This window comes from Sphingomonas segetis (assembly GCF_009720245.1).
Taxonomy (GTDB): domain Bacteria; phylum Pseudomonadota; class Alphaproteobacteria; order Sphingomonadales; family Sphingomonadaceae; genus Sphingomicrobium; species Sphingomicrobium segetis.
This window is the reverse complement of record NZ_WJSQ01000076.1, coordinates 1-12786: the sequence shown is the minus strand read 5'-3', so window position 1 is coordinate 12786 and position 12786 is coordinate 1. Positions and strand designations below refer to the sequence as shown.

At 66.5% G+C, this 12786-nt stretch carries 14 protein-coding genes and 1 pseudogene; 10 read left to right on the top strand and 5 right to left on the bottom strand.

From position 1 onward, the window contains the following. Together GH737_RS08845 and GH737_RS08840 are read left to right on the top strand one after the other, a co-directional pair. A partial coding sequence (locus GH737_RS08845) for an FAD-dependent oxidoreductase (protein WP_230558717.1) occupies nucleotides 1-1288 on the top strand: 1288 nt, incomplete at its 5' end. A gap of 9 nt (nucleotides 1289-1297) precedes the next feature. Beyond that, nucleotides 1298-1684, top strand: coding sequence for a DUF202 domain-containing protein (locus GH737_RS08840; RefSeq protein WP_155264472.1), 387 nt, complete (start codon nucleotides 1298-1300; stop codon nucleotides 1682-1684). A 3-nt stretch (nucleotides 1685-1687) separates the two neighbouring features. Here GH737_RS08840 and GH737_RS08835 read toward each other — a convergent pair whose 3' ends face one another. After that, nucleotides 1688-2392, bottom strand: a complete 705-nt coding sequence (locus GH737_RS08835; protein ID WP_155264471.1) for a hypothetical protein — start codon at nucleotides 2390-2392, stop codon at nucleotides 1688-1690. 143 nt (nucleotides 2393-2535) lie between these two features. Between GH737_RS08835 and GH737_RS08830 the strand changes: the two genes are divergently transcribed. Both GH737_RS08830 and GH737_RS08825 read left to right on the top strand, forming a co-directional pair. Further along, nucleotides 2536-3858 carry an SLC13 family permease gene (locus GH737_RS08830; protein ID WP_155264470.1) on the top strand — a complete coding sequence of 441 codons (1323 nt, stop codon included), beginning with the start codon at nucleotides 2536-2538 and terminating at the stop codon, nucleotides 3856-3858. Nucleotides 3859-3939: 81 nt separating this feature from the next. Continuing rightward, the gene (locus GH737_RS08825; protein WP_155264469.1) at nucleotides 3940-5181 is read left to right on the top strand and encodes a selenium-binding protein SBP56-related protein; all 1242 of its coding nucleotides are present in this window, start codon (nucleotides 3940-3942) and stop codon (nucleotides 5179-5181) included. A gap of 6 nt (nucleotides 5182-5187) precedes the next feature. On the opposite strand, the gene grpE is transcribed toward GH737_RS08825, so the two are convergent. Together grpE and hrcA are read right to left on the bottom strand one after the other, a co-directional pair. Continuing rightward, a complete protein-coding gene (gene grpE / locus GH737_RS08820; protein ID WP_420853435.1) occupies nucleotides 5188-5748 on the bottom strand; it encodes a nucleotide exchange factor GrpE in 561 nt (186 codons plus the stop codon). After that, nucleotides 5748-6782 carry a heat-inducible transcriptional repressor HrcA gene (hrcA, locus tag GH737_RS08815; RefSeq protein WP_155264467.1) on the bottom strand — a complete coding sequence of 345 codons (1035 nt, stop codon included), beginning with the start codon at nucleotides 6780-6782 and terminating at the stop codon, nucleotides 5748-5750. Before hrcA ends, grpE begins: the two co-directional genes overlap by 1 nt. Before the next feature lie 73 nt (nucleotides 6783-6855). Between hrcA and rph the strand changes: the two genes are divergently transcribed. The 3 genes from rph to hemW are packed head-to-tail and all read left to right on the top strand — an operon-like array spanning nucleotide 6856 to nucleotide 9358. Next, nucleotides 6856-7572, top strand: coding sequence for a ribonuclease PH (gene rph / locus GH737_RS08810; protein ID WP_155264466.1), 717 nt, complete (start codon nucleotides 6856-6858; stop codon nucleotides 7570-7572). Beyond that, nucleotides 7569-8180 carry an RdgB/HAM1 family non-canonical purine NTP pyrophosphatase gene (gene rdgB, locus GH737_RS08805; RefSeq protein WP_155264465.1) on the top strand — a complete coding sequence of 204 codons (612 nt, stop codon included), beginning with the start codon at nucleotides 7569-7571 and terminating at the stop codon, nucleotides 8178-8180. The genes rph and rdgB overlap by 4 nt, the downstream gene beginning before the upstream one ends. Next, nucleotides 8177-9358, top strand: a complete 1182-nt coding sequence (gene hemW, locus GH737_RS08800; protein WP_155264464.1) for a radical SAM family heme chaperone HemW — start codon at nucleotides 8177-8179, stop codon at nucleotides 9356-9358. Before rdgB ends, hemW begins: the two co-directional genes overlap by 4 nt. On the opposite strand, the gene GH737_RS08795 is transcribed toward hemW, so the two are convergent. Then, the gene (locus GH737_RS08795; protein ID WP_155264463.1) at nucleotides 9336-9722 is read right to left on the bottom strand and encodes a hypothetical protein; all 387 of its coding nucleotides are present in this window, start codon (nucleotides 9720-9722) and stop codon (nucleotides 9336-9338) included. The two genes, hemW and GH737_RS08795, sit on opposite strands and share 23 nt — an antisense overlap. 80 nt (nucleotides 9723-9802) lie before the next feature. Here GH737_RS08795 and rsmI point away from each other — a divergent pair, with 80 nt between their 5' ends. Genes rsmI through gshB form a run of 3 tightly spaced genes read left to right on the top strand, consistent with a single transcriptional unit; the run spans nucleotide 9803 to nucleotide 11973 of the window. Then, entirely contained in the window at nucleotides 9803-10636 is an 834-nt protein-coding gene (rsmI, locus tag GH737_RS08790) for a 16S rRNA (cytidine(1402)-2'-O)-methyltransferase (protein ID WP_155264462.1), read from the top strand. Next, nucleotides 10633-11004, top strand: a complete 372-nt coding sequence (locus tag GH737_RS08785; protein WP_155264461.1) for a YraN family protein — start codon at nucleotides 10633-10635, stop codon at nucleotides 11002-11004. The genes rsmI and GH737_RS08785 overlap by 4 nt, the downstream gene beginning before the upstream one ends. A 9-nt stretch (nucleotides 11005-11013) precedes the next feature. After that, a complete protein-coding gene (gene gshB, locus GH737_RS08780; RefSeq protein WP_155264460.1) occupies nucleotides 11014-11973 on the top strand; it encodes a glutathione synthase in 960 nt (319 codons plus the stop codon). A 149-nt stretch (nucleotides 11974-12122) separates the two neighbouring features. Here gshB and GH737_RS08775 read toward each other — a convergent pair. Next, nucleotides 12123-12734: pseudogene (locus GH737_RS08775) on the bottom strand (tyrosine-type recombinase/integrase); the annotation flags it as partial. Nucleotides 12735-12786 lie beyond the last annotated feature (52 nt).

Genomic DNA, 12786 nt, shown 5'->3' with positions numbered 1-12786 from the left:
CCGCCTGCGCCGGTCGAGGGCGGCGAGCGCGGCTGACGGCGCGCGGATGCACTTCGCGCTCACGCGCCGCTCGCTCCTGATCGGGGCGGGCGGCGCAGCCGTTTCCCCTGCTGTCGCGAAGACCTACAAGCGAACCATGAAAGACCATGTCGCGGTCGTGGGCGCGGGCGTGTTCGGCGCATGGACGGCGCACCACCTGCTCCGGCAAGGCCACAAGGTCACGCTGATCGACGCGTGGGGTCCGGCGAACAGCCGTGCGTCGTCGGGGGGCGAATCGCGGCTGACCCGCGCCGCCTACGGAAAGGACGCGATCTACACGCGCATGGCGGTGGATTCGCTTCCGCAGTGGAAGGCACTGAGCGCCGTCTCGGGCCTACCGATCTTCATCGACTGCGGCGTGCTGTTCTTCTTTGCGACCGAAGAACCGTACGTCCGCGACAGCATCGCGGCGCACAACAGCGCGGGCCTTTCGACTGAGGTCCTGACCCAGAGCGAAATGGCGCGCCGGTTTCCGATGATCGGCTTCGACGGGATCAGCGTCGGGCTGTACGAGCCTGAGTTCGGCGCGCTGATGGCGCGGAGGGCGGTCCTTACCCTCGTCGACCGTTTTGTCCGCGACGGCGGCACTTACTTGCGCGGGTCGGCTGTGGAACCCACGGGTAGGGAGAACGCGTTGCACGAGCTGCGCCTTTCGGCAGGCGAACGGATCGCGGCGGACCGTTTCGTGTTCGCGCTCGGCCCTTGGCTGCCAAAGCTGTTTCCTGACGTGATCGGTCAGAGGATCCTGCCAACGCGCCAGGAGGTCTTCTTCTTTGCACCACCGTCGGGCGACCGACGCTTCGTAAACGGCGCGATGCCGGCGTGGGCGGATTTCAACGGCGGCGACATCTTTTACGGCTTTCCCGATCTCGAAAGCCGCGGGGTCAAGTTCGCGCACGATGCGCACGGCGTCCCTGTCGATCCCGACACACAGGATCGGCGCCCCACCGAGGCCGCGCTCGCGGAGATCGTCGCGTTCCGCGACCGCCGCTTCCCGCTTCTCATGGGGGCGCCCCTCACCGAAGCGCGGGTCTGCCAGTATGAGAACAGCTCGAACGGCGATTTCCTGATCGACCTACATCCGCGCTGGAGCAACGTGCTGCTCCTCGGCGGTGGATCGGGGCACGGATTCAAGCATGGCCCGGAGGTCGGCCGCTACGCCGCGGGGCGCCTTCTCGGCTCAGTCGAGCCCGAGCCCCGCTTCAGCCTCGCGACCAAATCGGCAACCCATCACCGCGAGGTGCATTGACCGTTCGGCATGGCCGAACAGCACCAAGTTCCCGAAACGACCGCCGAAGCACGCAAGCGCACCGATTTCGCAGAAGACCGCACCGTTCTCGCCAACGAACGCACGTTCGGAAGCTGGCTGCGCACGGGACTGGGGTGCATCGGCATCGGCCTCGGCTTCCATGCATTGTTCGGCAGGATCGAGCCCCTGTGGGTGCCGCACGCGATCGCGACCGCCTTCCTGCTGATCGCCCTCGTCATCTTTGTCGCCGCCGAGCGCCGCGCGTGCATCGTCATCCACCGTCTGCACACGCACGAGGTGGAAACGGTGAGAATCGGCGTGCTCCGGTTCATCACCGTGGTGACGGTGGCGGCGACCGTCGCGCTGACCGCGGCGCTGTGGCTGCTCGCACGGTGAACGCTACCACTGGCTCCATTCGCCGAGCACCGTGCCGGTCACCGGATTTTCGATCGCGACCCGGTCGAGCTTCGCGGCGAGGATGCAGGCCGGCGGGCCATCGTTAGCCGCGCAATGGACGACGCGCCCATCCGACAGCTCGTGGAAACGGCCGCTTATGACGAGGTCGAGCCCCTGCGTCGGCTTTTCCGAATCCGCGATCACCTTGGTCAGGTCGTACGCCTTCTCCGGCCGTTGCACGCGCGATTCCTGGCTCGTGAAAAGCTGCGCGACCGCGATCGTCGGCTCCGTCGCACTGACCGCGGCAAACTCCGGCGTCGGGCATCCGGGCGACAGCAGGAGCGGCCGCGCGATCGTGAAGCCGACCACGCCCTCATAGCCCCTGAGCAGCAGGTCGCTCGACGGGACGCTCTCGGCGGACAGGTCTGCATCGAAATGAGCCCTCAGCGCGTGCTGCTTCTCGTCGTAGCTCCAGCTTCGCGCCTTGGCGGCCGGCACGCCCGGGCAGCCGAACCGCAGCCGAAGCTCGAACTCGCGCCCCTTGAGCTGCTTTTGCGCAGCCGAATCGTCCCTGCCGAGAGCGACCGCGGACATGGCCCGCAGCGCGGTGAAGATCAGCTGCTCGCGCTCGAGCTTCGGTTCCGGCAGGGGAATCGCGGGTTGAGGCTTCGGCTTTGCAGGTGCCGGCGCCGGCCGATTCTGCGTCACCGCCGGCTCGTTTCGGCCGCAACCCGCCGCAGCCAACACCGAAACCATCGCAGCGAGCAAAATGAAGCGCCTGTGCACCATCGGCCCACTGTGCCAGAAGCGAAGGCCGCGCGCGAGAAGAACAGGGAAAAGTACGGCCGCACATGACCTTCGACCAGCTCGTCACTCTGGCTGTCCTGGTCGCTGTGGTCGCCGCGCTGATCCTCGACAAGGCGCGCGCCGACGTGGTTGCGCTGGGCGGCGCGGCGGTGCTTCTGATCACCGGCGCAGTTCGGCCCGTCGAGGTCCAGGGCGCATTCGCCAGCCCGGCGATCATCGCGCTCGCCTCGCTGTTCGTCATTGCCTACGCGATGGAGCTGTCGGGACTGCTCGACGCCGCGATCGAGAAGGTGGTCGTGCTTTGCCGGAGGATCGGGACTACCGGCCTATGGGTGTTGATCGGCCTCGCCGGCGGTGCCTCGGCCTTCCTCAACAACACGCCGATCGTCGTTCTCTCAGCGCCCGTCGTGCGCGACGCCGCCAAGTCGCTGGGACGATCGCCCAAACGCTACCTCATCCCTTTGTCCTATGCTGCGGTGCTCGGTGGCTGCTGCACCCTGATCGGCACCTCGACCAACCTCCTGGTCAACGACATGGCATCGGTCGCCGGGCAGCCGCGCTTCGGCATGTTCGAGATCACCCCCGTCGGGCTTTTCGTCGCGCTTGCAGGCGGGCTCTACCTCCTCTTCTTTTCCGGCCGCCTGATCCGCGTCGACGACGAGCCGGGACCGAGCGAAAACGGCGGCACAGCTGCTTCGGAGCAGTATAGGGAAGCAGGTTTGGTGGGCGGACTGGTCGGCTCGGCCGAGGCCTTCTCGAAAAGCGTTCCTCTGCAGCCGCTGCGCGCGATTGTGTCGCTGTCCGTCTTCATCCTCGTGATCCTGTTGTCCACGTTGAACGTGGCGCCGATCGCCGCCTGCGCCTTCGCCGGCGCCGTGCTTCTGATCCTGCTGCGGATCATCACCGCCGACGAAGCCTATCAAGGGCTGAGGCCCGAGGTGCTGATGCTGATCGCGGGCATGGTCGTGCTCGGGATTGCGCTCGAGCAGAGCGGCCTCGCCTCTGCCGCGACCGACGCGCTGATCGGGACGATGGAGTCGATGAGCCCGATGCTGGCGTTGATCATCCTCTACGGCGTGACCTTGTTCGCCACCGAGCTCCTGTCGAATGCCACGGTGGCGGTCCTTTTCACGCCCGTGGCCGTATCGATGGCCGAGGCCTTCGGCGTCAGCCCGCGGCCGTTCCTGGTCGCGATCATGATCGCCGCAAGCGCCGCCTTCGCGACCCCGTTCGGCTACCAGACGAACGTGCTCGTCTATCAGATGGGCGGTTATTCCTACGCCGACTTCCTGAAGGTCGGGCTGCCGCTCAACTTCATCACCTGGGCTGCCGCCGTGGTCGCGATCCAGATGTATTTCCCGTTCTGAGGTCACTTCCCGAGGTTAATTGATTTGGCGCAGGAGTGAGCGCAGAGACGTTCAGTCGGGCAGGCTTTACGGGGGGACGCGATGCTTCGAGCATTGATCGCGACGTCATTGTGCGCGGCCGCGCTCCAATCGGCGCCAGTCGCAGCGCAGTCCGACAAAGGCCATTATTTGTTCGTCTTCTCGGGCGACCAGAAGGCCGAGGGCAAGGACTTCCTTGCCGTTATCGATGCGGATCCCTCCTCGTCCACTTATGGTCGACTTGTCACGTCCGTGGCGACCGACCAGGTCAGCGTTCGCCCGCACCATACCGAATATGAAATGCCGGCCGCCGGCTTGCTGTTCGCGAACGATTTCGACGCCGGGCACAGCTTTGTCTTCGACCTGCGCGACGCTCGTCACCCGAAGGTCGCCGCCGAGTTCACCGAGCTTGCCGGCTACGCGTTTCCGCACAGCTTTCTGCGCATTCCGAACGGCCATGTGCTCGCTACCTTTCAATATCGGTCGGGAGCGATGCCCATGCACGGCAACATGATGGACGGCGCGACCGACCGAAGCGGCTCGATCACAGGCGGCCTGGTCGAAATCGATGATTCGGGCCACGCCGTGCGTTCGGCAAGCAGCGCCGACCCGGCATTCCCCGATGCCGCGCTTCAGCCGTACAGCCTGGCGGTGATGCCCGAAATCGACCGCGTACTCTCCACCAACTCCGCGATGCAAAACGACGGTCTGCTCCGCGCCACGACCGCGCAGCTGTGGCGCTTGTCCGACCTGAAGCTGCTCAAGACGTTCCATCTTGATCCGGGGGCGCAACTCTATGGGCACATCAGCCCCGAGGAGGTCCGCATCGGTCCCGACGGCGCGGCCTACATTCAGACCCTCGCCTGCGGAATCGAGCGGGTGAGCGGGATGGAAACCAGCGAGCCGAAGGCGGAGCTGGTCTACACCTTTCCCGGCAGCTGGTGCGGCGTGCCGACCTTCGTCGGCCATTACCTGATCGAAAGCGTCCCCGACATTCACGGCTTCATCGTGCTGGACATGACCGACGGCACGCACCCGCGCGAGGTGTCGCGGCTGGTGATCAGTCCGGACTACGCAGCGCACTGGACGGGCCTTGACCGCGCGACCGGCCGGATCGTGATTACCTCCGAACGCCCGGGCGATCGAACTTATCTGCTGAAGCTCGACGCTGTCAGTGGCGCGCTCAGCATTGACACGACATTCCGCGACGCGGACGGCGTTCCGGGATTCAGTTTTGCAAGCCGGACGTGGCCGCACGGCTGGACAGGCGCGGGCAAGCCGCACGGCGCCGTCTTTTCGCGCTGACGCAGGTCAGTCCGGCTTTTTCGCGACCCCGACCAGCGCCGGGCGCAAAAGGCGGTCCTTCATCATGTAGCCTGCCTGCATTTCCTCGACGATCGTCCCCGGCTGCGCATCGGCGGAGGGGATTTCCATCATCGCCTGGTGCCGGTGCGGATCGAGCGGCTCGCCAACCGACTTGATGCGGCTGATCCCGTGGCGCTGGAACGCAGCTTCGATCTCGCGAGCGGTGGCTTCGATCCCCGCAAGGAACTGGCTCGCGGTCTTGTCCGCGCGAAGGTCGTCACTGACCGCGGCGAGCGCGCGGTCGAGATGGTCCTTGATCGTCAGCATGTCGCGCGCGAAGCCTGCAGCGGCGTAGCTCGTCGCCTGTTGCAGCTCCTGCTCCAGCCGGCGGCGCACATTCTGGGTCTCCGCTACCGCATAGAGCGCCCTGGACCGTGCTTCCTCGAGCTGCTTCTCGAGCTCGGCGACACGGTCGTGCTCCGCGACTTCCGGCGCGCCTTCCGCCGTCTCGTTGCGCAGCTCCTCGGCCTCCTCGTGGAGTTCCTCGTCGTCCTTGGTCGCGTCCATCATGCCATCAATCTCGTGAGTGCTTTCGCCGTGAAATCCACCATGGGCACCACGCGCGCATAGTTCAACCGCGTGGGACCAATCACCCCGACAACGCCGACGACCTCCCCCTGGCTCCCGCGATAGGGCGCGGCAATCACCGAAGAACCCGAAAGCGCGAACATCCGGTTCTCCGATCCGATGAAGATTCGGCAACCCGGCGCGTCGTGCGCGCTTTCGAGCAGCCGGGCGATTTCCTGCGCCTCTTCGAGCTCGTCGAGCAGGCTGCGCACACGCTCGAGGTCGTCGGCTGCGGTCGCGTCGAGCAGGTTCGCATGGCCGCGCACGATCAGCACCGGCCGGCGCGCGTGATCGTGGCTCCACGCAGCGAGGCCGGAGGCAACCAGCTCGGCAGCGGCGGCATCGACCAGTTCCTTGCGCTCGCGGACCTCGGCGCGGAGTCGCGCTTCGGCTTCGGCGAGTGTGAGTCCGGCCAGCCGTGCATTGATGAAATTGGCGACTTCCGTCAGGGCGTGGGCGGTCGTCTCCCCGTCGAGCGAAACGATCCGGTTCTCGACGCTTCCGTCGGCGCCGACGAGCACCGCAAGCGCGCGGCGCTCGTTCAGCGGCACGAAGCTCAATTGCCTGAGCACCAACTCGCGCTTCGGTGCGAGCACCACGCCGGCGGCCTGGCTGAGGCCCGAGAGCGCCGCCGATGCGGCTGCAAGCGCATCCTCGATCGGCTGGTCGCGAGCGATCTGCCGCTCGATTTCGCGTCTCTCGCGCGGGTCGGGCGCTGCGGCCTGCATGATCCCGTCTACGAACAGCCGAAGCCCGGTGTCGGTCGGGACCCGGCCCGCCGACGTGTGCGGGTGGGTGAGCAGTCCCCGTTCCTCGAGCTCCTGCATCACGCCGCGTATCGACGCGGGCGACAGGCTGATCGAGCCGGCGATCGCCTTCGAGCCAACGGGTATGCCTCGTTCGAGGTACGACTCGACGACCAGCCCGAAGATTTCGCGCATGCGGTCGGTGAGTTCGCTGATCGGCTGGGCCATGCCCATGCATCTAGGATTGAGCGCTGCAGCGGTCTAGGGACGCCCCCGAACCTGTATCAGGAGAATAGCCCCTATGCGCCCATCCGGACGCGTCCCCGACCAGATGCGCGAGCTCAGGTTCGAGCCCGGCTTCACCCGCCATGCCGAAGGCTCGTGCCTCGTCAGCTTCGGCGACACGCGCGTGCTGTGCACGGCTAGCGTCGAGGAGAAGGTTCCGCCGTTCCTTCGCGGAAAGGGCCAGGGCTGGGTGACCGCCGAGTACGGGATGCTCCCGCGTGCTACCCACACGCGCGGCAACCGCGAGGCCGCCAAGGGCAAGCAGTCGGGCCGCACCCAGGAGATTCAGCGGCTGATCGGCCGCTCGTTGCGTGCCGTCGTGGACCTGCCCAAGCTCGGCGAACGGCAGGTGATCGTCGACTGTGACGTGATCCAGGCCGATGGCGGCACCCGCACGGCATCAATTTCGGGCGGCTGGGTCGCGCTCCGGATCGCGGTCGACAAGTTGCTCGAAACCAAGGCGATGGCGGTCGACCCAATCCGCACCCAGGTCGCGGCGGTGAGCTGCGGCTTCCACAATGGCACGGCGGTGCTCGACCTGGATTATGAAGAGGACAGCCAGGCAGGGTGCGACGGTAATTTCGTGCTGACCGCCGACGGGCTGGTGGTCGAGGCGCAGGTTACGGCGGAGGGCGAATGCTATGACGAGGAGGGGCTGCTTCGGCTGCTTCGACTCGCACGCATCGGCTGCTCGGACATTTTCACAGCTCAGCTCAAGGCGGTCGGTCGATGAGACCGATTGGCGAAAAGCTGGTCATCGCCACCCACAATCCCGGCAAGCTGCGCGAGATTGCGGCGCTGGTCGCTCCACTCGGCATCGCTTGCGTCGGCGCCGACGATCTCGGCCTTCCAGAGCCGGAGGAGATCGGCAACACTTTCGCGGACAACGCGGACCTCAAAGCGCGTCAGGCCGCCGACCTTTCGGGCCTGCCGGCGCTCGCCGACGACAGCGGCCTGTGCGTCGATGCGTTGCAGGGGCGGCCGGGCATCTTCTCCGCGCGCTGGGCCGAGGACGAGAATGGCAAGCGCGACTGGATGCGCGCGATGGACAAGGTGTGGCGCGAGGTCGAGGCTGCCGAGCCGGACGCGCCGCCCGCCGCGCACTTTGCCTGCTCGCTCGCGATTGCGTGGCCAAACGACGGGCAGACCGAAACGTTCGACGGGCGAGTCGACGGAATCCTCGTCTGGCCGCCCCGCGGGGATCGGGGTTTCGGCTACGACCCGATGTTCGTTGCCGTCGGTCAGGAGCAGACCTTCGGCGAGCTCGACTCCGAGCTCAAGCACTCGATCAGCCACCGCGCCGACGCGTTCCGCAAATTGCTGCAGGCGCTGAACGAATGAGTGGAGAGGCGCTGGCCCTCTACGTCCACTGGCCGTTCTGCGTCAGCAAATGCCCGTACTGCGACTTCAACAGCCACGTGCGCGCTGGCATCGACCAGGAACAATGGCGCGAGGCTCTGCTTGCCGACCTTCGACACGAGGCGCGGCTGCTTCCCAATCGCCGGCTGACCTCCATCTTCTTCGGGGGCGGCACGCCGTCGCTGATGGATCCCGGCACCGCCGAAGCGATCATCGTCGCGGCGACGGCGCACTGGGCGCCTGCCGTTGACATCGAGATCACGCTCGAGGCGAATCCGAATTCGGTCGAGGCTAACCGCTTCGCCGATCTTTCCCGCGCCGGCGTCAACCGCCTCTCCCTCGGGCTCCAGAGTTTCGACGACAAGGCGCTGCGCTTCCTTGGCCGCGCCCACTCTGCGAGCGAGGGCTTTCGAGCGCTCGAGATCGCGCAGCGCAATTTCCGCCGGGTCAGCTTCGACCTGATCTATGCGCTTCCGGAAGACACGGAGGCGAGCTGGTCGGCAATGCTCGCCCAGGCACTCTCGCTCGGCACGAAGCACCTCTCGCTCTACCAGCTGACGATCGAGCCGGGCACGCGCTTCGCGAGCATGGACGCAAAGAACGAACTCGGGCCCCTAGACAGTGACTCAGCCGCGGCGCTGTACGAGCTGACCGACGCCATGACGTCGGAGGCGCACATGCCCGCCTACGAGATCAGCAACTATGCACGGCGCGGGCATGAGAGCCGGCACAATCTCACCTACTGGCGCTATGGAGACTATGCCGGTGTTGGACCCGGTGCTCACGGTCGGCGGCTCGGCATGCGCACCGTTCGCCACCGCAAGCCGGAGAATTTCCTGTCGGCGATCGCGCGAAATCGACACGGGATCGGCGAAGAAGCGCAGCTTTCGCCGACGGAAGCGGCGGACGAAGCGCTTGTCATGGGTCTTCGCCTGCGCGAGGGGGTCGACGTCGATTCGATTGCTTCGCGGTTCGCCCTCGGATCGATCGTCGACTGGAACCGAGTCGAGCGGCTCGCCGGCTCGGGTCACCTGAAGCTCGACGGTACGCGGATCGCACTCACATCAGCCGGCCGCCTGCTCCTCGACCACATCCTCGGCGATATCGCAGCGGTTCAGCTCGCGCCTCGACCGCTTACTATTGCGGCGGCTGCGGGGTAGATGGCTGCGGCGTCGCCGGCGCCGCAGCGGGCGTCGGCTTTGCCGCGTTCCGTTCGGCAAAGAAGCGATAATTGTCTGCTGGCGTCGCGACATAATCGTCGATCGTCATCTGCGCGTCGTCCGCCGCAGCTTTCTTGCTCATGCCGTTCTTCACTCGAAAAGCGACCAGCGCGTCCTTGAGCGTCCCCATCTGGACGGTGCAGGCACTACGCAGGTAAGTCTCGATCGTGTCGCCGCTCACCTTCTCGCCCGTGGCCTTGTCGGCCGCGTCATGGAGACAGTCGCGAAACGCGCTCGTCGGCGCGGTAATCGACGCCTGAAGCGCCGCGAGCATGAGCGTCGAAGCGCCGAGCAATGCAATCATCGCACCTCTCCCCAGGTACATGACGGAAGTCGCAACGATGACTCTTTTCCGGTTCAATTGGAAGGGGTTAATCGCGGCGCATGAGTGATCCCCTCCCACCGGGCCTGCATATCGTCGCGACACCCATCGGAAATCTCGGCGACCTATCGCCGCGTGCCGCGGACACGCTCCGCCGCGCCGACCGAATTCTCGCCGAAGACACGCGGGTCACCGCCAAGCTGCTGCAGCACATTGCCGCCAGGGTCCCGATGGGCCGCTACGACGATCATTCGAGCGATGAGCAGCGCGAGCGGATTGTCGCCGAGCTCGGCGACCGGGCGATAGCGCTCGTGAGCGACGCCGGGACGCCGCTGATCTCCGACCCCGGCTACAAGCTGGTCCGCGCCGCGCGCGCCGCGGGGCACTCCGTGCACACGGTGCCGGGGCCATCGGCTGTGACCGCAGCGCTGACGCTTGCCGGGCTGCCGACGGATCGCTTCCTGTTCCTCGGCTTCTTGCCAGCCAAGGCGAAGGCGCGCGCAGAAGCGATTGCGGAGGTCGCCGGAGTCCGCGCTACGCTCGTGCTTTACGAAAGCGGGCCACGACTCTGCGCCACCCTCGCCGCGCTCGCCGAAGGCTTCGGACAGCGCGACGCGGCGGTCGCCCGCGAGATCAGCAAGCTCCATGAAGAGTGCGTGACCGGCACCCTGAGCGAGCTGACGGAGCGCTACTTCAACGCTGCTCCGAAAGGCGAGATCGTCATTGTCGTCGCCCCGCCCGGAGAGGCGGCTTCGGCGAGCAACGAAGAGATCGATACCGCGATCGACGAGGCGCTGCTGCGGCTCTCGCCCTCGCGAGCAGCCGCCGAGGTCGCCGAGCGGCTGAACGTTCCGCGCAAGCGTGCATACGCCCGAGCCCTCGAGCGCTCGAAATGAACCGCCATGCCGCCGAAAAGCGTGGCCGTGGCGGCGAAGCGCTCGCCTGCTGGTACCTTCGTCTCAAGGGCTGGCGAATCCTCGCGCGACGGGCGCGCGTGCCTGGGGGCGAGGTGGATATCGTCGCGCGCCGCGGAAGCACGCTCGCCTTCGTCGAGGTCAAGGCGCGCGCGAGTGAGGAGGCAGCGGCGTTCGCGCTCGACGAATGGCGGCTGCGCAGGGTGGTCGTGGCGGCCGAACGCCTCGCGCCGCGCTACATGAAGGCCAACGACGACATCCGCATCGATGCGCTGTTCATCGTCCCCGGCCGCTGGCCGAGGCACCTGCCTGACGTGTGGCAAGGTGACAGCAGCCGCCGCCGTTACTAGACGCTGCGCATGAGCCTCCGCGTCGCCGTGCAGATGGACCCGCTCGAGCGGATCAACATCGTCGGCGATTCGACCTTCGCGATCATGCTCAAAGCGCAGGAGCTCGGGCACGAGTTGTTCTGGTATGCGCCCCACGACCTGAGCTTTGCCGAAGGGCGGCTGTGGACGATGGGCTACCCCGTCACCGTCCAGCGCGTCGAAGGCGATCACTACGGTTTCGGCGAGCCGCGCATCCTCGATCTCGGCAAGCACGTGGACGTCGTGCTGATGCGCCAGGACCCGCCGTTCGACCTCGGCTACATCACGGCGACGCACCTACTCGAGCGGATCCAAGGCGAGACTTTGGTCGTCAACGATCCGGCAAGCGTCCGCAACGCGCCCGAAAAGCTGTGGGTCCTCGACTTCCAGCAGTTCATGCCGCCGACCGCCATCACGCGCTCGCTCGGGCTCGCCCGCAAGTTCCTGGCAGTGCATGGCGAGATCGTCGTCAAGCCGCTGCACGGCTTCGCCGGCGGCTCGGTGTTCCGCATCGGCGAGGATGGCCGCAACCTCGCCTCGCTGATCGAGCTGTTCAACACCGGCTATCGCGAGCCGCACGTCATTCAGAAATTCCTCCCGGCGATCGCCGAGGGCGACAAGCGAATCGTGCTCGTCGACGGAGAGGTCGCCGGCGCGATCAACCGAGTCCCGGGCGCGGGCGAAATCCGCTCCAACCTCGCCGTAGGCGGCACCGCTGCAAAGACCGAGCTGACCGCGCGGGAGGAGGAAATCTGCGCGCTGCTTGGCCCGGAATGCCGCAAGCGCGGACTCGTCTTCGTCGGGATCGACGTGATCGGCGGACAGTGGCTGACCGAGATCAACGTCACCTCGCCGACCGGGATCGTCCCGATCGACGCGTTCAACGGCACCGACACCCCGGCCCTGATCTGGGAAGCGATCGAGCGTCGGCTCGCGGCCCGCGCGAATTGATCCACTTCGGCGCAAGCTGTTAGTCCGAAACGGTTATTTGCAAGAGGTTCGGTTTACCCGAGCCCTGTATAGCCATTGCTGTCGCGGCGGCCGGCAGCCCCACTGGCCGGCCCGCTGCGGCGCCTGGTTTTGCGTTCCACTGATTTCGCTCAGGCGCGGGGGTGGGCGTGGCGATAAACGTCGAGCAGGCGTGCCGCGTCCACCGCCGTATAGATTTGCGTCGAGGACAGGCTCGCATGGCCGAGCAGCTCCTGGAGCGCCCTCAAATCCGCGCCACGCGCAAGCAGATGAGTCGCGAAGCTGTGCCTCAGCGCATGCGGCGTCAGCGTATCGGGAAGTCCGAGCCTCCGCCGCGCAGCAGCAACCACGCGGCGGACGAGGTCGGGATTGAGGGGCCCGCCGCGCGCACCCACGAACAGCCGCGCATCGCGGCTGACGGGATAGGGGCATTGCCGAACATATTCCTCGATCGCCTCCCGAACCGCGGGGACGATCGGCACCACCCGCGTCTTCGACCTCTTTCCGGTGACACGCAGCGTCTGCCCGATCGGCAGGATCGCACCGGTCAGCGACAGCGCCTCGGCGACCCGGAGGCCGGCGCCGTAGAGCAGCAGCAGGATCGCAAGGTCGCGTGCGCCGATCCACGGCTCGCTCGCGGCTCCCGCCGCATTCTCGGCAAGCTCCATCGCTTCGTCGGGCGCTGCGGGAGGAGTTGCTTGAGCTGGCAGAACAGTTGGGTGTCGCTGAAGACGTGGTGCTTTCGGGTTTCGTTCTGGATCCGCAGAGGCTGCTCACCTCGGCCGATCTCTTTGT